We start from the raw sequence: 21,524 nt of genomic DNA, 5'->3' as shown, positions 1-21,524 counted from the left end.
AGATCCAGGCCGGCCGCGTGTGGGTCAACAACTACCACGCCTACCCGGCCGGCGCCGCGTTCGGCGGCTACAAGTCCTCCGGCATCGGACGTGAAAACCACGCCATGATGCTGGACCACTACCAGCAGACCAAGAACCTCCTGGTCAGCTACAACGAGAACAAGCTCGGCTTCTTCTAAGCCGCACCGACCCGGGCGGGGACGGCCCAATCCGTCCCCGCCCGCCCCACCTGGCCACCCCTCAGGAAGGCAGCACCACCGTCACCGCACTCAGTTCAACAAATGCTCTAACGACGCAAGGATCGCCAATGACGACGACAATGCAAGCAGCCGTAGTAACCGAATTCGGCAAGGACCTCCAGATCCTGACCGTTCCCGTTCCGACGCCCGGCCCCGGTGAGGCGCTGGTCAAGGTTTTGACCACCGGAGTCTGCCACACCGACCTGCACGCCGCGGAGGGGGACTGGCCTGTCAAGCCCTCTCCGCCGTTCATCCCCGGCCACGAGGGAGTGGGCGAAGTGGTGGCTCTCGGAGAGGGAGTCACCGACCTCGCCATCGGAGACCTCGTAGGCAACGCCTGGCTGTGGTCCGCCTGCGGCGACTGCCAGTACTGCCGCACCGGCTGGGAAACCCTCTGTGAAGCACAGAAGAATGCCGGCTACAGCGTGGACGGCTCGTTCGGGCAGTACATGCTGGTGGACACGCGCTTTGCCGCCCGCATTCCGGCGGGTTCGGATCCGGTGGAGGTTGCGCCCGTCCTGTGCGCCGGCGTCACGGTCTACAAGGGCCTGAAGATGACTGAGACGAGGCCGGGCCAGTGGGTCACCATTTCCGGCATCGGCGGGCTGGGGCATATTGCGGTCCAGTACGCCGTGGCCATGGGCCTGCGCGTAGCGGCCGTGGACATCGCCGACGACAAGCTGGCCCTCGCCAAGGCACACGGTGCCGAGCTCACGGTCAATGCCCTGCACGAGGACCCGGTAGAGGTCATCCAAAGGGAAACGGGCGGCTGCCACGGCGTCCTGGTCACGGCCGTCCACCCGTCCGCTTTCGGCCAGGCCATCGGCATGGCACGCCGCGGCGGCACCATCGTCTTCAACGGGCTTCCGCCCGGCGACTTCCCGGCGCCGATCTTCGAAATCGTGCTGAAGGGCCTCACCGTCCGCGGCTCCATCGTGGGCACCCGCCAGGATTTGGAGGAGGCTCTGGACTTCTACGCGCAGGGCAAGATCCATCCCACCGTGTCCGCCCGGGAGCTCTCTGAGGTCAACGCGGTCTTGGACGAGATGAAGCACGCGAAAATCGACGGCCGCGTCGTGTTGAGGTTCTGATGAGCGGAATCGGTGATGACTGAAGCCAGTCTTGACGCCGCGGTGACGCTGCCCGGGGAGGACTTCTCCCGGGTAGCGCTCACCGCCGAGTCCGTGCACCTCCTCAGGAAACTCTGGGCCCAGCACGGGCCGCTCATGTTCCACCAGTCCGGCGGCTGCTGTGACGGCTCCTCGCCGATGTGTTTCCCGGCCGGGGAGTTCCTGACCGGGGACTCCGACGTCCTGCTGGGGCGCTTTGAAATTCCCGACGGCGGTCCCGGCGCCGATGCTGAAATGGGCACCATGCCGCTGGACTTCTGGATGTCCAGGGAGCAGTTCAACTACTGGAGCCACACCCATTTGACTGTGGATGTGGTGCCGGGCCGGGGGAGCGGTTTCTCGGTCGAGGCACCGGAGGGCAAACGGTTCCTGATCCGTTCCACCCTCATGGACTGGCCGGTCTGAGCCATCTCAGACCGGATGTAATACGCCTTGGCAAATGACGCACAGGTGGGGCTGCGAACTAGCGGCCCCACCTGTGCGTTGCCGGTTAATTGACTGGTTGAAAACCCCCAATTTGGGTGGCTCAGCAGGTGAAACAGCGGCAGAGAGGTTGCTGCCACAAGGTTTTCACGGGCACACCATCGCACGATGGCACGGTTACATCCCTCCTAGCGGCAGGTGTGCCATGAAAATCTCAGCCTGGAAGTCAGACGGGGGCGCGGATCAAAGTCGATCCGCGTCACCCACCGATCCACCAACAAACCGGCGTCAACGACGCAAAAAGCACGGCAAGCAGGCCATCTCCTTTCGGACGGTGGCAGCAGTAACCACACTCATGATGCCAATCGCCATGGGGTTGCCAGTTGTGGCAGCCAACGCGGTGCAGGCGCCGGTGGGGGAAGGTTTTACCGTATCCCCTTCCGATCTCTCCTACATCCTGAAGCAGATCAAGATCGCTGAAGCCCATGTGGCCAACACGACCTCAGCCACCGGCCCCTGTGGTGCGCTGATCGGGACTGGCCCCAACCAGATCCCGAGCCCCCTGGTTTCTCAGGGACTGCGGACGGTCGACGGGTCATGCAACAACCTTCAGGCGGGCCAGGAGACGTTCGGTGCGGCTGACCAGAAGTTCCCGCGCCTGACCACGCCGGTGTTCAAGAGTGCCGAGAACTCGCCTCCCGCGTTCGGCCCTTCCCAGCCGACCTCGTACGCGCAGAAGAAGGGCAACGTTTTCGACTCCGAGCCCCGCGTGATCAGCAACCTGATCGTGGACCAGACCTCGACCAACCCTGCCGCTGTCGCAGCGGCCGGTAACCCGGTCAGGACGCAGGGCAACACCGGCGTCGTCCCCTGCACCACGGACCCAGATCCCCTGGCGACTCCGCCTGTCGCCGGCGTTCCCGTAGACTGCGTGCCGTCGCACAGCACGCTGTTCATCCCGAACGTGACCACCGACGTCGGCCTCTCCCCGCCCTACAACTCGATGTTCACGCTGTTCGGCCAGTTCTTCGACCACGGCGTTGACCAGACCGTCAAGAGCGGCGGAACCGTCTTCGTTCCGCTGAAGGATGACGACCCGCTGATCGCAGGCCCGGACCACGTCTTCGGGAACGCGGACGACCTCAGCCCGAACCTGCGCTTCATGGTGCTGACCCGGGCCCAGAACCAGCCCGGTCCGGACGGCGTCTTGGGTGACAACCCCGCGACTCCTGCCGATGAAAGCGCTGACGATATCCAGGATGCGAACAACACGGACTCGCCCTGGGTGGACCAGAGCCAGACCTACACCTCGCACTCCTCGCACCAGGTGTTCCTGCGGGAGTACGTTGATAACACCGCCGGGAGCCCGGTCGCCACGGGCAAGCTGCTCGGTGGACCTGCCGGCCCCACAGCTGGCGGCATGGCCACCTGGACCACCACCAAGGCCCAGGCCTCGGCGCGTCTGGGTATCCAGTTGCTGGACAAGGACGTCCTGAATGTCCCGATGGTCGCCGCGGACCCGTACGGCAAGTTCATTCCCGGCCCCGCCCGCGGTCTGCCGCAGTTCGTGACCGCGACCGGACTCGTGGAGGCCAACCGCGCCGACAACGGCGGCCTGGGCACCCTGGTGCCGGCGAACGTCAAGTACTTTGACACCCCGTTCCTGACGGACATCGCGCACAACGCGGACCCGAGTCCCCAGGACACCGACAACAACCCGGCCACGCCGCGGGTGACGCCGGCGCCTGATGCTGACAACACGGCATCTGCCGACTTCGCCAGCCAGCCGGCGGGTACCTACGACGACGAGATGCTGAACGCGCACTTCATCGCCGGTGACGGCCGGGTCAACGAGAACATTGGCCTGACCACCATTCACCAGATCTTCCACTCCGAGCACGATCGGCTCGTCGGCGACATCGAGAACGTCCTGACGACCGATACTTCCCCCAGCGGCGTCGCGGCTTTGGCCGAGTGGAAGCTGACTGCCGGTGCCGCCGGCTGGAACGGTGAGCGGCTCTTCCAGGCCGCACGGTTCATCACGGAAATGGAGTACCAGCACCTGGTCTTTGAGGAGTTCGCCCGCAAGGTTCAGCCTGCGATCAACCCCTTTGAGCCGTTTGCGTTCACCCAGACGGAGCTCAACCCCGCGATCAAGGCGGAATTCGCCCACGCTGTGTACCGCTTCGGCCACTCCATGCTGACCGAAACGATCTCACGCAGGAACGAGGACGGCGCCGGCTTCAATGGAGTCTTCGGAGATGCTGATGACACCAGGGGTAGCCAGAACGACATCTCGCTGCTCAATGGCTTCCTCAACCCGCCGGAGTACACCAACGGCGGTCCTGCCGGGCCGCTGACCTCGGAAGAGGCTGCAGGAAGCGTCATCGCAGGGATGTCGGACCAGGCCGGTAACGAACTGGATGAGTTCGTGACCGACACGCTCCGCAACAACCTGCTGGGCCTGCCCCTGGACCTTCCGACGATCAACATGACGCGGGCCCGTTCTGAAGGAATTCCGCGGTTGAACGTCCTCCGCCGGGAGCTCTTCAATTCAACCAATGACGGCCAGCTGAAGCCCTACACCAACTGGGTCGACTTCGGCGAGAACCTCAAGCACCCGGAGTCGCTCGTCAACTTCGTCGCTGCCTACGGTCTGCACCCGTCCATCACCGGCGCAACGACGCTGGCGGCCAAGCGGGAGGCCGCACGGCTGATCGTCAGCCCCGCACCCGCGGATGTCCCTCCGGCTGACGCCGCGGCGTTCATGAACAGCACGGACGCGTGGGCCAACACCGGCACGAGTTCGATTACTGGCCTCGACAACGTGGACCTCTGGGTCGGCGGCCTCGCGGAGCGGACAAACCTGTTTGGCGGTCTGCTGGGCAGCACGTTCAACTACGTCTTCGAGAACCAGCTGACCAACCTGCAGAACGGCGACCGTCTGTACTACCTGGCGCGCACCCCGGGCATGAACCTGAGGGCGCAACTGGAAGGCAACTCGTTCGCCGAGATGATGATGCGCAACACCAACGTGCACAGCCTGAAGGCCGACGCGTTTGCCACGGCGGACTGCAAGTTCGAACTGAAGAAGTTGGACGGCACGCCTGCGGGCTTTACGGCCTCCGGCAACACCGTAGCGGATGACCCGGACTCAGACTGCAGTGAGACGGATCTGCTGATCCGTATGTCCGACGGCACCATCAAGTACCGTGCGAGGAACACGGTCGACCCCTCCGGAATCAACGGCCAGAGCGTCTACAACGGCACCGCCGGAGTCGACCGCATCTATGGCGGCAACGACAACGACACTTTCTGGGGCGGTACCGGCAACGACGTCATCGAGGGTGGCGACGGAGCTGACATCGCGCTCGGCGGCGAAGGTGACGACATCATCACGGACCTCGCAGGTGACGACGTCCCGAAGGGCGGACCCGGCAATGACGCGATCGACGCCGGACCGGGCCTGGACATCATCATGGGTGGAGATGGCAAGGACTTCACGAACGGCGGAGCCAACGCCAACGAGACCTTCGCTGGAGCCGGTGACGACTTCGTGATGCTTGGTGAGAGCCTTGACGCCGCATTCGGCGACAGCGGCGATGACTGGGAAGAGGGCGGCGACCAGCCGGACCTGATGCAGGGAGACAGCGGCAACCTGTTCTTCCTGGATGATTCCCAGAAGCCCGGACACGACATCCTCGTCGGCCAGGGCGGCGACGACGACTACGACATGGAGGGCGGCGACGACATCGGCGTCGGCGGTCCGGGCATCGAGAAGGTCGCCGGAGCCTCCGGTTACGACTGGGAGATCGGTCAGGGCGACCCACAGGAACAGGATCTTGACCTGGCCCTGCCGATCCCTCCGCTGGACATCCTGACGGTCGGTGTCCGCGACAAGTTCAACGAGGTTGAAGCGCTCTCGGGCGGCAAACTCGACGACAAGCTTCGCGGTGACGATTTGGTTCCGAGCGCCGTTGGCGGCGCCGGGTTCATTGGATGTGACGTGCTGGATCAGGCCGGTGTGGACCGGATCGCCGGACTTGGCGACCTGGTGTCGACCTTCCCGACTCTGACATCCGACGTTGTGGCCGCTTCGGCCTCCAAGGACTGCCCGCTCCTCACCGGTGCGAACGTCTGGGGCGAAGGCAACATCCTCCTCGGCGGCAGCGGCAGCGACCTTCTCGAGGGACGCGGCGCCAATGACATTCTCGACGGCGACCGGTACGTCGGTGTCCGTCTCAGCGTCCGCACCAACGCGGCCGATCCGGCAAGCGAAATCGGCAGCGCCAGCATTGAAGGGTTGGGGCAGAGCGCCATGGCCAGCCGGTACCTGAAGGACGCCAGCGGCAACCTGACGGGACCGACGCTCCAGGAAAGTGTCTTCGCGGGAACCGTGAACCCCGGCAACATCGTGGCGGTCCGCGAGGTCCTCACGGGCTCCGGCGGCACCGACTCGGCGGTGTTCACCGGCGCGCAGGCCGACTACACCGTCACCACCACCGGTGGAACCGGCGTCCTTGGCTCTCCGGGGTCAACGACCACGGTGACCGACAACGTGGGCACTGACGGTACCGACACCGTGCGGAACGTCGAACGGCTGGTGTTCGCTGACACTGTCGCACCATCCGTTCCCGTCATCGGCGCGGCTGCTGCTACCGGCAGTGGCCAGGCCACGGTCAACTTCACGCCGGCAGCAGGCGGCCTTGCCACCAGCTTCGACGTGCGGGTGGTCAACGCAGCCGGAACCCAGGTTGGTGCGCTTCAGACGGCTGACGCCGGTGCCACCAGCCTGGTGGTGACGGGTCTGACCAACGGAACCGCTGTTAGGTTCCAGGTTCGGGCAGTGAACGCACTCGGCGCCAGCGCATTCTCGGCACTGTCCAACGCGGTCACGCCGTCGGCTCCCGTCCTTGCCAGCGCTCCGGCGATTGGCACGGCGACTGCGGGCAATGCCCAGGTTACGGTGAGGTGGACCGCCCCCGCGGCAGTTCCCAGTGCCGCAGTCACGCAGTTCCGAATCCGCGTCTTCGTGGGAACGAGTGCCACTCCGACCCGCGAGGTCACGGTAGGGAACGTCACGAGCAGCGCGGTGGCGGCCCTGATCAACGGCACGGGATACACCTTCGACGTCTCGGCAATCAACGCAGCAGGCACGGGCGCACCATCGGCCCGTACTCCGCTGATCACGCCGCGGACCGAGTTTGTGCTCCCGACGATCACCGCCAGGACGCCGGCCCTCGGCGCCAAGTCCGTCAGCCAGACGGCAAACGTGACGGCCACGTTCAGTGAATCGGTCACGAACGTCGGCTCCGGAACGGTTGTTCTCCGGCTCAACGGCAGTGCAACGCCGATCCCGGCCAGTGTGACCTACAACAACGCTACGAGGACCGTGACGGTCAACCCCACCGCGACCCTCCTCGCCGACCGTACGTACAACATGGCGTTCTCCTCCATCCGGGACACGGCAGGCAACACCATGGCCACACCGCCGTCATGGCAGTTCACCACCGGGCCCGCCCCGACGGTGGCTTCGGTGACACCGGCGATCGGTGCAACGAACGTGGGCCGCACGGCCAACGTCACGGTACGTTACAGCGAGCCTGTTACGAACGTCAGCACGTCAACGGTGGTCCTGAGGCGCGGCAGCCTCACGGGACCGGTCGTGACCGCAACGGTGACGTACAACGCGGCAACGAGGACGGCGACGCTCAACCCGTCGGCGACCCTCGTGGCCAACACCACATACACGATGGCCACCTCCTCGGTCCTTGACCTCGCCGGCAACCCGCTGGCGTTCCGGTCCTGGACCTTCAGGACAGGCTCCGTGTAATGTAATTGGCCGGCTGGCGGTTCCCACAAGGGGCCGCCAGCTGTCCTCCCGGACACCACGCCCGGCCCTCCACCACACCGCGCAGCCGCAGCGCGGAGGAGGGCCGGGCGTGGTTTCGCGTGCGCGGCGTCTCATTATTTGGGACAAATATGGCCGTCCATTGGATGGACACTATTATTGATAGGTCTGTTTCCTACCCCCAATCAGGATTGTGGATTTCCTATGAATCTTTTCCGGACCAAGTCCATCGAGCAGTCAATGGCCGACGCCGATGAACCCGGACGCAAGCTCAAGCGCTCCCTCAGCACCTGGGACTTGATGATCATGGGCGTCGCCGTTGCGGTTGGCGCCGGCATCTTCTCGGTGGGCGCCAAGGCCGCGGCGAACTTCGCCGGACCGGCTGTTACGCTCTCCTTTGCCGTGGCCGCCGTCACGTGCGCCTTGGCGATCATGTGCTACGCCGAGTTCGCCACCGCCATCCCCGTGGCCGGCTCTGCGTATGTCTTCACCTACGCAACCATGGGCGAGGTGCTGGCCTGGATCATCGGCTGGAACCTCATCCTGGAGCTGTTCACCGCCGCCGCGGTGATTGCGAAGTACTGGGGCATCTACCTCAGCAAGGTCTTCGCCCTCATGGGCGTGGAAATACCGCCCGCCATCTCCCTCGGAGGAGTTGACCTCTACTGGGGAGCGTTCCTCATCGTGGCGATCTTCACCGTGCTGCTCGTCCTCGGGACGAAGCTATCCGCCCGCGTGGGCAACATCTTCACGCTGATCAAGATCGGCGTCGTGATATTCGTGATCGTCGTGGGCTTCAGCTACGTCAAGTTCTCCAACTACACGCCGTTCGTTCCCGCCTCGGAGCCCACCACGGGCACCGGAGCAGCTGACGTCATGAAGCAGTCCTTCTTCGGTTTCCTCACCGGTGCCGCACCCGCCCAGTACGGAACGCTGGGCATCTTCGCCGGGGCCGCCCTGGTCTTTTTCGCGTTCATCGGCTTTGACGTGGTGGCCACGTCCGCGGAAGAGGTCAAGAACCCGCAGAAGACCCTGCCGCGCGGCATCTTCGGCGGCCTGGCACTGGTCACGCTGCTGTACATCCTGGTGTCCCTGGCCCTGACCGGAATGGTCTCGTACAAGGAGCTCGCAGCGGTCAAGAACCCGACGCTCACCACGGCCTTCGAAGCCGTGGGGAACACCGACGCCGCCAAGGTCATCGCCTTCGGCTCACTGGTGGGCCTGACCACGGTGATCATGGTGCTGCTGATGGGCCTCTCCCGCGTTGTGCTGGCCATGAGCCGCGACGGACTGCTGCCGCGGTCCTTGTCCAAGACCAGCGAGAAGCGTTCGACGCCGGCCCGGCTGCAGATCATCTGTGGTGCAGCGGTGGCACTGGTAGCCGGACTCACCAACGTGGATCTGCTGGAGGAAATGATCAACATCGGTACCCTCTCCGCCTTTGTGATGGTCAGCCTTGGCATCCTTGTGCTGCGCAAAAAGCGGCCGGACCTCAAGCCTGCCTTCCGGGTTCCGTTCGGCAAAGTGCTGCCCGTTGTGTCCGCGGTGCTCTGCCTGTACCTCATGACGAACCTGGCCGTGGAGACCTGGATCTTCTTCGCCATCTGGCTCGTGATCGGCCTGGGCATCTACTTCGCGTACGGCCAGCGGCACTCGCGCCTTAACGAGAAGTTCGCCGAGGCCAAGGCAGCCGTGAACCCGGCGGCCGTGGACCTGGACGACGAAGACACCTACACGCGCGTCTAACGCGACCCAGTAGAGCGCGAAAGGTCACCCGGGGTCTTCTTGATCCCGGGTGGCCTTTCCGATTCCCGGGCTGCCATTATGGGGCCGCATACTGGCCGACCCAGTCGACGAGCGGGCGGAGCTGTTCCCATCGGCTGGCCACCTCCCGTTTGGCGCCCGCAGTGGCGAGCCACCCGGCGTCTCGGAACGTGACTCCCGCTGACAGCGACTTGTGCTTGAGCAGCTCGGCCCGAGGGTGGTCCTTGTCGAAGCCCCGGGGCACGGTCTTGAGCTTCTCGCCTTCCACCACGAACCCGGCAGCGGCGATCCTGTCCACGATTTTCTGCAAGGCCGCGCCGCTGGCCTGGGCATCCACGGCGCTGCGGAACCGGGCAAGCTGCGCCGGCGTGTGTGAGTGGTAGCCGCCGCCGATCAGCAGCCCGTCCGCGCTGACCTGGATGTAGTAACCCACGCCTTCCTGCCGTGCGGCGAAGGCTCCCTGGGCGGTCTTGTACGGCGACTTGTCCTGCGAGAACCGGATGTCCCGGTTGGGCCGGAAGATCTTGCCCGGGCCGAACTTATCCTCCAGTTCGGCGAGCAGCAGCGCGAGCGGCTGCTTCACCTCCGAGTCATAGGTGTCCTTGTTTTCAAGCCACCATTCACGGTTGTTGTTGTTCTCCAGCTCCGCATAGAACCGGAAGGCGGCATCCGGGATGCCTTCGAACGTGTCCATACAAGGATCGTAGGGAGGCATCGTCAATACAGCCAGAGAAGGCATCGGCTATGTGGAAAAGGCCCACCCCGCCACGGAAATCCGTGACGGGGTGGGCGTGCCCGGTAAGGGCGGTAAAGCTGGGGTCAGAACTTCGCGGCCGCTTCGGCGTCCGACTCGGTCTGGGCTGCACCCAGGTTGGCGCGCAGCTTGGCGCCAAGCTCGGCGTCCACGTTGGTCCAGTACTGGATGGCGCGCTCCTTGATGCCCGGGCTCTTCACGCCGCCCACAGCACCGGTGATGGTTTCCAGCAGACGGGCCTTCTCGCCGTCGTTGTACACCTCGCGGTACAGAGTGCCGGCCTGGCCGAAGTCGCCGTCCTCAGCGTGCAGGGAGTGCGCGGCGAGCGTCAGCGCGCCGTCGTTCTCCCAGCCGCCGGCCGGGTTCTGCGGTTCCACGGCTGCCGGGCCGCCGAGGGAGTTCGGGGCGTAGACCGGAACGGAAGGGGCGTTGAAGTGGTAGCGCCCGGCACCGTCCTGGCTGTAGTTGTTGACCTGGTTCTTGGGCAGGTTCACCGGGATCTGGGCGTGGTTGGTGCCCACGCGGTAGCGGTGCGCGTCCGCGTAGGAGAAGATGCGCGCCTGCAGCATCTTGTCCGGCGAAGCGGCGATGCCCGGCACGAAGTTCGACGGCGCGAAGGTGGCCTGCTCGATCTGCGCGAAGTAGTTCTCCGGGTTCCGGTTCAGCTCCATGGTGCCCACCTTGATCAGCGGGTAGTCAGCGTGCGGCCACACCTTGGTGAGGTCGAACGGGTTGAAGCGGTAGGTCTTGGCATCCTCGTACGGCATGACCTGGACGTGGAGGTCCCAGGACGGGAAGTTGCCGGCGGCAATGTTTTCCTGCAGGTCGCGGATGTAGAAGTCCGCGTCCGAGCCGGCGAGAGCCTCGGCGTCGTCGCCCGTCATGGACTTCACGCCCTGGTTGGACTTGAAGTGGTACTTGACCCAGAAGCGCTCGCCCTCGGCGTTGATCCACTGGTAGGTGTGCGAGCCGTAGCCCTGCATTTCGCGCCAGGAGGCGGGCAGGCCGCGGTCACCCATGAGCCAGGTGACCTGGTGGGCGGACTCGGGGGACAGGGTCCAGAAGTCCCACTGCATGTCGGCGTCGCGCAGGTGGGTGCCGGGGAGGCGCTTCTGGGAGTGGATGAAGTCGGGGAACTTGATGCCGTCGCGGATGAAGAACACCGGGGTGTTGTTGCCCACGAGGTCGTAGTTGCCCTCGGAGGTGTAGAACTTGACCGCGAAGCCGCGGGGGTCGCGCCAGGTGTCGGGAGAGCCGTTTTCACCGGCGACCGAGGAGAACCGGATCAGCATTTCGGTCTCCGCACCTGGCTGCAGGAAAGCGGCCTTGGTGTACTTGGAGATGTCCTCGGTGGTCTTGAAGCTGCCGAATGCGCCGCCGCCCTTGGCATGCACAACGCGCTCCGGGACGCGCTCGCGGTTGAACTGTGCGAGCTTTTCGACCAGGTAGTGGTCGGTCAGGATGATAGCGCCGTCGGCGCCGGTTGCCTGAGAGTGGGCGTCGGACGTGACGGGAGCACCGGACTGTGTCGTGGACACAGCGGGCGCAGAGATGTTCTGAGTCATCTTTCTCCTATTTCTTTATTACTTGTCAGTTGCGTTCAGAAGGAAGTTTTTGGGCCTGCTGGCAGTCCCCGCAGATGCCCTGGTACATGACGTCGGCGATCTGGATGGTCATGGGATGGGAGTTCTCGTTCCAGTGCGGGGTGAGGCACGGGGCGTGGCCGACCGCGCAGTCAACGTCCTCCACGCGGCCGCAGCTGATGCAGATGGCGTGGTGGTGGTTGTCACCCACGCGCGTCTCGTACAGCGCGGGGGAGTGCGGCGGTTCGAAACGGCGGAGCATGTGCAGGTCGGTGAGGTCCCCGAGGACCACGTAGACGGACTGGGCGGTCAGCTCCGGAAGTTCCTCGCGTGCCGCCGCCAGAATGCTGTCCGCCGGGGAATGCGGGTGGTGTTCGACGGCGGCCAGCACCGCCAGCCGCTGTTTGGTCACCCGGCGGCCGTGGGCGCGCAGGGCCGCGGCCCAGGCTTCGTGGCTTTCCGGTTGCTCCGTCATGTCCCTATTCAACCACTTATTTTGACTAGATCACAATAAGGGGGGACTAACTCCCGTCCGCGGCTAGAGTTGCCGGGTGGGAAAACTTCTGGCTGACATCACTCCGCTGCGCGAAAGTCCGGCCTTCCGGCGGCTGTGGCTGGGTTCGGCCATTTCGAACGTGGGCAGCCAGCTCACCCTTGTGGCCGTCAGCCTGGAGGTTTACCGGCTGACGCAGGACAGCCTCTACGTGGGCCTGCTCAGCATCTTTGCCCTGGTTCCGCTGGTGCTCGGCGGACTGCTGGGCGGATCCATTGCCGATTCGCACGACCGGCGCATCGTGGCGCTGCTTTCCTCCTTGGTGCTGTGGCTCACCACGGGCGGACTCGCTCTGCAGGCCTGGCTGGAGCTGGGAAACGTGTGGCTGCTGTATCTGCTGGTGGCCGTGCAGAGCGGGGCCCAGGCCATCAACCAGCCGGCCCGCAGCGCCATCATTCCGGTGCTGGTGCGCAAGGAGCTCCTTCCGGCGGCGAATGCGCTGAGCATGATCACGTTCGGCCTGGGCATGACGGCGGGGCCGCTGCTGGCCGGCCTGCTGGTGGCGTCCGTAGGGTTTGGCTGGACCTATAGTCTGGACTTCGTGAGCTTCGCTTTCGCTTTCTGGGCATTGTTTAAGCTGCCGCCCATGCCGCCCGGCAAGGAGGCCGGCCGGGCGGGGCTGCGGTCCGTGGCGGAAGGATTCCGGTTCCTGGGCACCCGGCCCAACCTGCGCATGACATTCATCATCGACCTCGTTGCCATGATTCTTGCCCAGCCGAGGGCGCTGCTGCCCGCGGTGGGGGCCCTCATGATCGGCGGCGGCGAAACCACGGTGGGCATCCTCCTTGCGTCCACGGCCGTCGGCGCCTTTCTGGCGGGGCTGTTTTCCGGACCGCTGGGCCACATCCGGAGGCAGGGCAGGGCCGTGGTCTGGTCGGTCATGGGCTGGGGTGCCTCCATCGGAGGTTTCGGCCTGGTGGTGGTTCTCGCCGGCCGCTCCGGCTCCGGCGGCGTGACGCTGTGGCTGGTGCCCGCCGTGCTGTGCTGCGCCCTCGCGGGCATTGCGGACTCCGTGAGTGCGGTTTTCCGCACCACCATCCTGCAGTCGGCCACCCCGGACCACCTGCGCGGACGTCTCCAGGGGGTCTTCATTGTGGTGGTTGCGGGAGGGCCCCGGCTGGGCGACATGCTTGCCGGCGGCGGGACTAAAATTCTAAGTGAGGGCTGGGTCCTGCTGATCGGCGGAGTCCTGTGCATCGTGGTGGCCTGGGCGGCGGCGCGCTGTCAGTCCGGCTTCCTGACGTACGACGCCCGGAATCCCGTTCCGTAGCGGCCTTGCCGGAAGCAAGACCTCTGTGGGCAAGACCTGGAGTCCGGCCCCGACTCACGAGCAGTGGAGGCAACAGTGCACAATCACCACAACGGACTGAAGACGGCAGCGCTTTTCGGAGTGCTGTGGGCGGTTCTGCTGGCGCTTGGCGCACTGATCGGGTCCAGTATGCGCAGTGCCGCGCCCCTTTTGATCATGGCGCTGATCGGCGTCGCAACCACCGCCTACGGTTACTGGAACAGCGACAAAATCGCGCTCCGTTCAATGCAGGCCTACCCCGTGACCGAAGCGCAGGCCCCGGAGCTCTACCAAATGGTCCGGGACCTCTCCATGCGCGCCAGCCAGCCCATGCCGCGCATCTTCGTCTCGCCCACCATGGCGCCGAACGCATTCGCAACGGGGCGGAATCCCAGGAATGCGGCCGTCTGCGTGACCGAAGGCATCGTGCAGCTGCTGAGCCCCCGCGAGCTCCGCGGCGTCCTGGGCCATGAGCTGATGCACGTCTACAACCGTGACATCCTGACCTCGTCCGTGGCTGCCGCCGTGGCCGGTGTCATCACCTCGGTGGGGCAGATGCTGCTGTTCTTCGGCGGCGGCGACCGCCGCAACTCGAACCCGCTGGCCCTCATTGCCATGGCGCTGCTCGCGCCGCTCGCGGCGTCGCTGATCCAGGTGGCCATCTCCCGCACCAGGGAGTACGACGCCGATGAGGACGGCTCGCAGCTCACCGGAGACCCGCTCGCGCTGGCCTCAGCCCTGCGGAAGATCCATCAGGGGGTTCAGGCAGCGCCGCTGCCGCAGGACCAGCGTCTGGTCAACACCTCGCACCTGATGATCGCCAATCCGTTCCGCGGCGGGGCGATGACCAAGCTGTTCGCTACCCACCCGCCCATGCAGGACCGCATCGCCAGGCTGGAGCGGATGGCGGGCCGGCCGCTCAACTGACCTCCCGCCGTCGTACTTCAACGGGGCGGGATGCAGGTACTGGATGCAGGCTTACCCGAACGAACGCGCGTAGCACACGGACAGCGGCTCGCCGGCGTACGGCCCGAAGTTGTCGATCGGCCGGTAGCCCTCGCGCTCGTAGAACCCGATGGCGTCCGGCTGGGCTGTCCCGGTCTCGAGCTTGAGCTCGCGCAGCCCCAGGCGGGCCGCCTCGGATTCAAGGCTGCGCAGCACCGCGGCAGCCACTCCGCTCCCGCGGTGGCCCGGCAGCACGAACATCCGCTTGATCTCCGCCGAGGCCGCGTCCAGCTGCCGCAGCGCGCCGCAGGCCACGGCCGCGCCCTGCCCGTCGCGGGCGACAAGGAAGACGGTGATGTCCTCGGCGGTGGGTGCCGAGCCGGGTTCATGGTCGTCGCATCCGTACCGGGCGTCCAGTTCGGCCCGCTGCATGGCGCGGAGCCGCGTGCCATCCGCTGCGTCCCATGGCTCAGCTGCCACGCTGAAGTCCACGCCGGTGTTTGCGCCCTGGGTGGTTGTCATGCCGTAAAAAGCCCTTCGCCGAAGAATCCGCCGGGCCGCACTCCGGGAGGAACAGCGAACAGGCCCGAGCCGGTGTGCTGCAGGTATTCTACGGACAGGGTGTCCTGCCGTGCCATGGCCAGCTGCATCGGCACGTAGTGCGTGCGCGGATCCTTCACGAACGCGATGAAGAACAGGCCAGCATCCAGGTGGCCCAGGCCGTCGGAGCCGTCCGTGAAGTTGTAGCCGCGCCGCAGCATGCGCACGCCGTTGTTGTGTGACGGGTGCGCCACCCGGACGTGCGAGTCCCTGGCGATCAGCGTTTCCTGGTCCGGGCCCTTCGCGTCGAAGTCCGGGGCAGTGAACTCGGTGCCGCCGGAGAGCGGCGCACCTTCGGCCTTGGTCCTGCCGATCAGGCTCTCCTGCTCGCGAAGGGAGGTGCGGTCCCAGATCTCTATGTGCATGCGGATTCGGCGGGCCACAAGGTAGCTGCCGCCTTCCATCCAGGCTTCGGTGGCTTTGCCGCCGCCGGGGACCCAGACGTGTGCGTCGAGGAGCCCGGCGTCCTCGGCTTTCACATTGCTGGTGCCGTCCTTGAAGCCGAAGAGGTTGCGCGGTGTCTGCTGGGACCGGGACGTAGAGGATGTGCGGCCGAAGCCGAGCTGGGACCAGCGCACGCGGGTCTTGCCGAATCCGATCCTGGCCAGGTTGCGGATGGCGTGGACCGCCACTTGGGGATCATCGGAGCAGGCCTGGACCACGAGGTCGCCGCCGGTCCGCTGCTCCTGCAGGCCGTCCCCGGGAAAATGGGGGAGATCAATCAGGGCCTCGGGGCGGCGCCCCGCCAGCCCGAACCTGCCGGTTCCGTCCTTTTCGAAGAGCGTGGGGCCGAATCCGAAGGTGAGGGTCAGCCGGGCCGCATTCAGGCCCAGGGCTTCGCCGGTATCCTCGGGCGGGGCGTCCGCCGGCCCGCCCACGGCGCCGGTGGATCCGGTTTCCCGCCCTGCCGTCAAGGCAGCGGCAGCCTCCGTCCAGTCCTTCAGCAGCTGGATGAGCTCCGCCCGGTCCTCGGTGATGACATCGAAAGCCGCCATGTGCAGCCGGTCCTGGGCCGGCGTCGTGATTCCCGACTGGCGGTCACCGTAAAAGGCGACGGTGTCATTCGCCGGGCCCGCAGCCTCGGCGACGGCGTCGTGCCCCAGGAATCCTGCGGCCAGTCCGGCGGCAGCGCCCACACCGCCGGCCCCGGCGAGGGACAGCAGTCCGCGACGACTTACCTGGCTCACTGCACCACTGCCGACGTGAGCCGGGAAAGCGGTTCGCCCAGCGCATCGACCAAGGCCGCCAGTTTCTGGACCTGCACGGGCGTGAGCTCGCCGTAGTAGGCAAAGCCGTCACCCTTGGCGTGTTTCTTGAGCTCCGTCTGGAGTGCCGCGAACTTGGAGTCGAGTTCAGTCGCCAGCCCGGCGTTGTTCTGCTGGAGCGCGGGGCGAAGGATCTCGAAGGCGGTCCGTGCGCCGTCCACGTTGGCCTGGAAGTCCCAGAGGTCCGTGTGGGACCAGGTCTCTTCTTCGCCGGTGACCTTGCCGGTGGCCACCTCGTCGAGAAGTTCCTTTGCGCCGTTGCCCAGTTTGTCTGCGGTGAGGGTCACCGTTCGGGTGCGCCGGCGGAGGTCTTCCGTGTCCGCCACGAGCTGCTTGGCCAGCACTGCGCGCTCGGACGTCGTCATCGGCTGGTAGCCGGCAGGGGCGAAGAGGTCCTTCTCCGCCCGGTGCCACCCGGTCCACTGTTCGCCCGGCGCCAGGTCCGCCTGCCGGAGATCCAGCTTGGGGTCCAGATCGCCGAAGGCCTCGGCCACCGGCTCAATCCGTTCCCAGTGCATGCGGGTGGGGGCGTACAGGCTGCGGGCAGTGGCGGCATTGCCGTCCGCGAAGGCGGCGGCGAACGCTTTGGTGCCGGCCACGAGCTGGTCAACCTGGTCCTCGACGTAGGCGGAGTACTTGGCGGCGGCGGTGTCATTGAGTTTCTGCAGGGTGGCATCCCCGGAGACATTCCCGGCAGGACTGCCGGCGGGTGAAGCGGGGGCTCCTGCGCCTACTCCCGCGCCGGCGCAGGACGTGAGGACCAGGGGAAGGAGGACTGCGCCGGCAACCAGTCCGAGTGCGGAGGTGATGCTGCGGGCGGCCGGGCCTCGCGGAGCGCGGGATTGCCGGTCAAAGTAGGGCGCGTTCATGGTGTCCTCGGGGTCTCGGTGCGGGGGCGTGGGTACCGGCCTCGTGGTCAACTGACCCTAAGTAAGGCTGGCCTAAGCAGGAGACTACCCGCGGCTGAGAATTAAGCGAAATTTCCGTGCCCTAATTACGGGGGGCTCGTAAGGCTGAACGTCCGTGGGCTCAGATATACGCATGAGGCCGGGTGTCCGCGCCAGATGTGACGCGGGCGCCCGGCCCCGGCGGTCCAGCCGAAAGGGCCGGAGGTGATGCTTGCTAGCTGCGGAAGTTCACGAACTGGAGATCGGCCTCGTCAAAGTCCTTCAGCAGGGCCATGGTGGCCTGAAGGTCATCGCGGGACTTGGACGTCACGCGGAGTTCGTCGCCCTGGATCTGGGACTTGACGGACTTGGGCGCCTCGTCGCGGATCAGCTTGTTGATCTTCTTGGCGAGATCCTGGGCGATACCCTCCTTGATGGAAGCCTCCAGCCGGAATTCCTTGCCCGAAGCGTACGGCTCACCCGTGTCCAGGGACTTGAGCGAGATCCCGCGGCGGATCAGCTTGGACTGCAGCACGTCCAGAACGGCAAGGACGCGCTCTTCAGAGTTCGCCTTCATGAGGATCTTGTCATCGCTGAAGTCAACCTCGGCCCCGACGCCCTTGAAGTCGTATCGCTGCACCAGCTCCTTCTGCGCCTGGTTCAGGGCGTTCGCCACTTCCTGCTTGTCTACTTTGCTTACGACGTCGAATGTGGACTCGCCTGCCATGACTCTCCTCTTGATGGTGGTTGCTTTCGCCCGGCCGGCGCCGGTTGTGCCCGCGCATGGACTGCCCATTGCAAAGTTGTGCCGGCCCGGCCTGGCGTGGATATCTGCAGTCCAGCGTAGTACGGATGGGCCGGTTGTGAAGGTGAAACCCCTTTCACAGTTCTCTCATAGCGAAGGCACTGGTGGAACGAAGGTTGGCTGCGCAGAGTTGTAGGAGTTGGAAGCCGCCCCGGAAGGAATGCAATGACCCACCAGGCAGTCCGCTATGTCAGCCGATCCACCGCAGCCGCCGCCGGGGTGATCGCGACTGCAGCCACCTCGGTCACCGCCGCGGCCGTGGCCGCGTCGATCATCCTTAGCCCCGCCGCGGACGCATCATCGAGACTGGACGGCGTGCACGCGGACCTCCAGCGGGCAGTGCAGCTCCATCAGATCACCGAGGAGCAAGCTGTCCGGTTTGAAGCGAAACTCGCCGGGCGCATTCTCGGAGAAGCCTGAATTTCCGGGCTTTTTGGGCCGTTTCCGGCTCGATTCGATTCTTCGGCAGAAGTTCTGTAAAGTTGTCTTGCCCGCGGTTACTGGAAGCAATAACCCGGGTAACTTCTTTGAAGTTCGGCAGATTACCCGAGCGGCCAAAGGGGGCTGACTGTAAATCAGCTGGCAACGCCTACGGGGGTTCGAATCCCTCATCTGCCACCCACGGGAAAACCCCGTCTGACCTGCGAAACGCAGGCCGGGCGGGGTTTTTCGTCCCTGGAGGGCCCCTACAGCCTGGTGACCCAATGAGGCACCACCCGGGTCCAGCCTGTGCCGCGGCAACCCGTTCATGCTGCCGCTCAAATGCCGCCTCCGCACCCCTTCTCAAATAGACCAAATAGGGCCATGCTTTTGCTAACCCTGTCCGGACTTGGCAACGGTCTCAGGTAGAGGAGGCTGAATGCATCTTCTGGTCGTTCCTCGGTGAGTCGTCCCGAGAGACACTAATCCGCGCCCCGTCCACGGAGACTTTGCACGTATCCGTACTGGGTGCGGTTTCGCCAGCGCTGCCCTCCAGATGAGCCCAATGCGGCGGGCCGGGCGCAGCTGCTGGAATCCAGTAATTCCAACAGCGAAAGGCTACAGAGATGTTCAAGCCAAAAAGACGACCGGCAGCGTTGGGTTCCGCTTTCACGCTGCTCATAGCGATGTCCACAGTGGCGTCGTGTGGCGCGCCCAATGCCGCGCCAGCCCCGGCTGCGACTTCGGGGTCGTCGCAGTCGGCCTCTGCTTCGGCGACCCCGTCAGTAACAACCGAAACGACTTCGCCGGCAGCGTCGCCGACGGGCAGCGCGGACGCCACAGAGCTGTGCGGGCCCGGCTCTGCCATCAACTTTGACCTCAGCGCGTTCCAGGCGTCGCCGAAGATCGACAACAAGTGGTTCCCGCTGAAGCCGGGCGCGCAGTACACGACGACGGGCACCGTGAAGACCGAGGAGGGCACCGCGGAGCGGAAGGTTGTCCACGAAGTGACCGGCCTGACCAAGACGATAGACGGCGTGAAGACCCAGGTGATGTGGGACCGGGACTATGCTGACGGCGTGCTGGTCGAATCCGAACTGGCCTTCTTTGCCCAAACGGAGTCGGGGACAGTCTGGCTGTTTGGGGAGTACCCGGAAGAGTACGAGAACGGCAAGTTCACGGGCGCCCCCAGCACGTTCATTCACAGCATCTCCGAAGCCCAGGCCGGCGTCGCCATGCCGGGCGAGCCCAAGACCGGCACTCCGGAATATGTTCAGGCCCATGCACCGGCAGTGGACTTCCTGGACTGCGGCAAGGTCTTCAAGGAGAACGATCGGGTGTGCGTGCCCACTGGCTGCTACGACGACGTGCTGGTCATCGATGAACACAACCCGCTGGAACCGGCTGTTGGGCACCAGCGGAAATACTATTCAGCGGGCACCGGACTGGTGAAAGTGACGGCAGTGGGCGGCGCAGACCAGGAGACCCTCGAACTGGTCAAGATCGAGCAGCTGACAGACGCCCAGCTGAAAGAAGTCAACCAGGGGGCAATGAAACTCGACGCGCACGCATACCAGGTCAACAAGACCGACTACGCCAAGACGCCCCGCGCCGAAGAGGCGGCTGCGGGCACCGGCGGCTACTGAGGAGTTGAACGACCAGGACGACATGGGTTTCCGGACCCATCGACCGGTCCCCATCGCGGCGAACGGCCGCCCTAAAGGGACCGGTCATTCCTGGAACCAGCAATTTTTCGGCCGAGGGCAGCCACTTACGGGCATGGCGTAGCGGCTGCCGGGTATCGTGGGCCGGGCCGCCCTGCTGCTAGTTAAGGGCTATCACGAGCATTTGGGTGGTACCGGGAATGCAGGTCTGCAGCACCGCCCTGGGGAACCCGCCAAACACGGCGGCAACATCGTTGGTGGTACCGCCGTTGGGAACCTGGCCCCGGGCGGCCACCGTGTAGGTGCCGTAGCCCGGAACGTCCACTCTCTCGCCTACCTGGATTCCGGAGAAACGCGCCCAGCCGCCGCAGAAGTCGTGTTCAGTGATGAAAAGCGAGTACCCGTCGTCTGGTGTGTAGTGGATGGGTCCGATGCATTGGTCCACCATGGCCTGTCCACCTGCGCCAGCAACGTAGATGGTCCGGACGAGCGGCACCGGAGCCGGTGCCGGCTGCGGAGGCGCGGGTTTTGCCGGGGCCGCTGCGGGAACGGGTACCGTTACCCGAGCGGGTGCCGCCACCGCGGCACGTGCCGGAACGGGAGCAGGCGCCGGAGCCGGAGCACGCACCGGCACCTTGGCGGCGGGGGCAGTTCTGTGCGGGGCCGCAGTCACCCGGGCCTTCGCAGCAATCGAGGAGGCGGATGTCTTCTTTGGGACCGTGCGGCTAACTGCGGCGGACACCCGCGGCGACGGCCTGGCGGCGGGTTCGGAAGCGGGCATGTCTGACACTGAGCCCGGCCGGCCGGACCACGGCATCGCGTCATCCTGGAGGGCGGCCGGTACGGGTTGGCTCGCTGAAGCAGGAGTCTCGTGCGCGGGAGCCGCTGACCAAATGGGGGCCGTAGCGCTCACCAGCAGCACGCCGGCGAGCACGAGGACCCGGATGCCGAATCCGGTGTGCAGCGAGCCTGGCTGCAGATCAAATAGTTGAACCGCCGCACGGTGCTGGCTGGCGATTTCCTGCTGATTCATGGCTGACCCCTGAACCGTTGCGCGGCCGGCAGTATCTCGCGGCCGCTTGCTGGGCGGTCAGACGCAGACAGGGGAGGCGCTCTGGCGGGATCGCTTCCTGTTCACGCTTGACCATTAAATTGAGAGGGACGCGCTCACAAACGCATCTGCCCAGCAGTGTTGAGTGTAGGAGCGCGGGGCCGGGGGCACCCGCGTGGGCAGTACCTGTCTTTCCGCGCGACCCCTACTTGAATCCCGCAGGCCTCGCCGGGGGCCTGCGGGCGCGGGGAACCTGCGGGCGGGGAACTGCGAAAGTTGTTACTCACAAGTAACATAGACGT

17 protein-coding genes and 1 tRNA gene are annotated in these 21,524 nt (G+C 65.5%); 10 read left to right on the top strand and 8 right to left on the bottom strand.

Going from position 1 to position 21,524, the window contains the following annotated elements; genetic code table 11:
• The 5 genes from AC1DD3_RS17140 to AC1DD3_RS17120 form a co-directional block, all read left to right on the top strand.
• On the top strand, positions 1-179 hold a 179-nt coding region (locus AC1DD3_RS17140), incomplete at its 5' end, for an aldehyde dehydrogenase family protein (RefSeq protein WP_476882140.1).
• A gap of 128 nt (positions 180-307) precedes the next feature.
• Positions 308-1,330, top strand: a complete 1,023-nt coding sequence (gene adhP / locus AC1DD3_RS17135) for an alcohol dehydrogenase AdhP (RefSeq protein ID WP_230117462.1) — start codon at positions 308-310, stop codon at positions 1,328-1,330.
• A gap of 15 nt (positions 1,331-1,345) precedes the next feature.
• A complete protein-coding gene (locus AC1DD3_RS17130; RefSeq protein WP_230117463.1) occupies positions 1,346-1,774 on the top strand; it encodes a DUF779 domain-containing protein in 429 nt (142 codons plus the stop codon).
• 352 nt (positions 1,775-2,126) lie between these two features.
• Complete coding sequence (locus AC1DD3_RS17125; protein ID WP_476882138.1) at positions 2,127-7,625, top strand: peroxidase family protein; 5,499 nt, start codon at positions 2,127-2,129, stop codon at positions 7,623-7,625.
• Between the two features lie 222 nt (positions 7,626-7,847).
• Positions 7,848-9,389 (top strand): APC family permease, encoded by a 1,542-nt coding sequence (locus tag AC1DD3_RS17120; RefSeq protein ID WP_230117465.1) that lies wholly within the window; start codon positions 7,848-7,850, stop codon positions 9,387-9,389.
• 76 nt (positions 9,390-9,465) lie between these two features.
• Here AC1DD3_RS17120 and AC1DD3_RS17115 read toward each other — a convergent pair whose 3' ends face one another.
• The 3 genes from AC1DD3_RS17115 to AC1DD3_RS17105 form a co-directional block, all read right to left on the bottom strand.
• Positions 9,466-10,101: a DUF2461 domain-containing protein gene (locus AC1DD3_RS17115; RefSeq protein WP_230117466.1), complete on the bottom strand. Its 636-nt coding sequence runs from the start codon at positions 10,099-10,101 to the stop codon at positions 9,466-9,468.
• Positions 10,102-10,226: 125 nt separating this feature from the next.
• On the bottom strand, positions 10,227-11,726 hold the full coding sequence (locus AC1DD3_RS17110; protein WP_230117467.1) for a catalase: 1,500 nt from the start codon (positions 11,724-11,726) through the stop codon (positions 10,227-10,229).
• Positions 11,727-11,751: 25 nt separating this feature from the next.
• Complete coding sequence (locus AC1DD3_RS17105) at positions 11,752-12,219, bottom strand: Fur family transcriptional regulator (RefSeq protein WP_230117468.1); 468 nt, start codon at positions 12,217-12,219, stop codon at positions 11,752-11,754.
• 76 nt (positions 12,220-12,295) lie between these two features.
• Here AC1DD3_RS17105 and AC1DD3_RS17100 point away from each other — a divergent pair, with 76 nt between their 5' ends.
• Positions 12,296-13,567: an MFS transporter gene (locus tag AC1DD3_RS17100; protein ID WP_230117469.1), complete on the top strand. Its 1,272-nt coding sequence runs from the start codon at positions 12,296-12,298 to the stop codon at positions 13,565-13,567.
• 75 nt (positions 13,568-13,642) lie between these two features.
• Positions 13,643-14,512, top strand: coding sequence for a zinc metalloprotease HtpX (gene htpX, locus AC1DD3_RS17095; RefSeq protein ID WP_230117470.1), 870 nt, complete (start codon positions 13,643-13,645; stop codon positions 14,510-14,512).
• Between the two features lie 51 nt (positions 14,513-14,563).
• Here htpX and AC1DD3_RS17090 read toward each other — a convergent pair whose 3' ends face one another.
• The 4 genes from AC1DD3_RS17090 to AC1DD3_RS17075 all read right to left on the bottom strand — a co-directional run bounded on the left by AC1DD3_RS17090 (position 14,564) and on the right by AC1DD3_RS17075 (position 18,009).
• Positions 14,564-15,052, bottom strand: a complete 489-nt coding sequence (locus tag AC1DD3_RS17090) for a GNAT family N-acetyltransferase (protein ID WP_230117471.1) — start codon at positions 15,050-15,052, stop codon at positions 14,564-14,566.
• Positions 15,049-16,317, bottom strand: a complete 1,269-nt coding sequence (efeB, locus tag AC1DD3_RS17085) for an iron uptake transporter deferrochelatase/peroxidase subunit (RefSeq protein WP_230117472.1) — start codon at positions 16,315-16,317, stop codon at positions 15,049-15,051. Before efeB ends, AC1DD3_RS17090 begins: the two co-directional genes overlap by 4 nt.
• A complete protein-coding gene (gene efeO / locus AC1DD3_RS17080) occupies positions 16,314-17,264 on the bottom strand; it encodes an iron uptake system protein EfeO (protein ID WP_230117473.1) in 951 nt (316 codons plus the stop codon). Before efeO ends, efeB begins: the two co-directional genes overlap by 4 nt.
• A 253-nt stretch (positions 17,265-17,517) precedes the next feature.
• Complete coding sequence (locus tag AC1DD3_RS17075; protein ID WP_230117474.1) at positions 17,518-18,009, bottom strand: YajQ family cyclic di-GMP-binding protein; 492 nt, start codon at positions 18,007-18,009, stop codon at positions 17,518-17,520.
• 243 nt (positions 18,010-18,252) lie between these two features.
• Here AC1DD3_RS17075 and AC1DD3_RS17070 point away from each other — a divergent pair, with 243 nt between their 5' ends.
• The 3 genes from AC1DD3_RS17070 to AC1DD3_RS17060 all read left to right on the top strand — a co-directional run bounded on the left by AC1DD3_RS17070 (position 18,253) and on the right by AC1DD3_RS17060 (position 20,153).
• Positions 18,253-18,507, top strand: coding sequence for a hypothetical protein (locus AC1DD3_RS17070; protein WP_230117475.1), 255 nt, complete (start codon positions 18,253-18,255; stop codon positions 18,505-18,507).
• Between the two features lie 116 nt (positions 18,508-18,623).
• A tRNA-Tyr gene (locus AC1DD3_RS17065) sits at positions 18,624-18,705 on the top strand.
• Between the two features lie 428 nt (positions 18,706-19,133).
• The gene (locus AC1DD3_RS17060) at positions 19,134-20,153 is read left to right on the top strand and encodes a hypothetical protein (RefSeq protein ID WP_476882137.1); all 1,020 of its coding nucleotides are present in this window, start codon (positions 19,134-19,136) and stop codon (positions 20,151-20,153) included.
• Between the two features lie 178 nt (positions 20,154-20,331).
• Here AC1DD3_RS17060 and AC1DD3_RS17055 read toward each other — a convergent pair whose 3' ends face one another.
• Positions 20,332-21,204: a peptidoglycan-binding protein gene (locus AC1DD3_RS17055; RefSeq protein WP_230117477.1), complete on the bottom strand. Its 873-nt coding sequence runs from the start codon at positions 21,202-21,204 to the stop codon at positions 20,332-20,334.
• Positions 21,205-21,524: the final 320 nt, after the last annotated feature.

This window comes from Arthrobacter sp. 05T444 (assembly GCF_056395905.1).
This window is presented reverse-complemented; position numbering and strand designations above follow the sequence as displayed.

Excerpts from the sequence above, each read along its gene's own strand:
- AC1DD3_RS17130 (WP_230117463.1), top strand. The coding sequence starts at position 1,346 with ATGACTGAAGCCAGTCTTGACGCCGCGGTGACGCTGCCCGGGGAGGAC.
- AC1DD3_RS17070 (WP_230117475.1), top strand. The coding sequence starts at position 18,253 with ATGACCCACCAGGCAGTCCGCTATGTCAGCCGATCCACCGCAGCCGCC.
- efeO (WP_230117473.1), bottom strand. The coding sequence starts at position 17,264 with ATGAACGCGCCCTACTTTGACCGGCAATCCCGCGCTCCGCGAGGCCCG.
- AC1DD3_RS17115 (WP_230117466.1), bottom strand. The coding sequence starts at position 10,101 with ATGGACACGTTCGAAGGCATCCCGGATGCCGCCTTCCGGTTCTATGCG.
- AC1DD3_RS17105 (WP_230117468.1), bottom strand. The coding sequence starts at position 12,219 with ATGACGGAGCAACCGGAAAGCCACGAAGCCTGGGCCGCGGCCCTGCGC.
- AC1DD3_RS17055 (WP_230117477.1), bottom strand. The coding sequence starts at position 21,204 with ATGAATCAGCAGGAAATCGCCAGCCAGCACCGTGCGGCGGTTCAACTA.
- AC1DD3_RS17090 (WP_230117471.1), bottom strand. The coding sequence starts at position 15,052 with ATGACAACCACCCAGGGCGCAAACACCGGCGTGGACTTCAGCGTGGCA.
- adhP (WP_230117462.1), top strand. The coding sequence starts at position 308 with ATGACGACGACAATGCAAGCAGCCGTAGTAACCGAATTCGGCAAGGAC.
- AC1DD3_RS17110 (WP_230117467.1), bottom strand. The coding sequence starts at position 11,726 with ATGACTCAGAACATCTCTGCGCCCGCTGTGTCCACGACACAGTCCGGT.
- AC1DD3_RS17120 (WP_230117465.1), top strand. The coding sequence starts at position 7,848 with ATGAATCTTTTCCGGACCAAGTCCATCGAGCAGTCAATGGCCGACGCC.
- AC1DD3_RS17075 (WP_230117474.1), bottom strand. The coding sequence starts at position 18,009 with ATGGCAGGCGAGTCCACATTCGACGTCGTAAGCAAAGTAGACAAGCAG.
- AC1DD3_RS17060 (WP_476882137.1), top strand. The coding sequence starts at position 19,134 with ATGTTCAAGCCAAAAAGACGACCGGCAGCGTTGGGTTCCGCTTTCACG.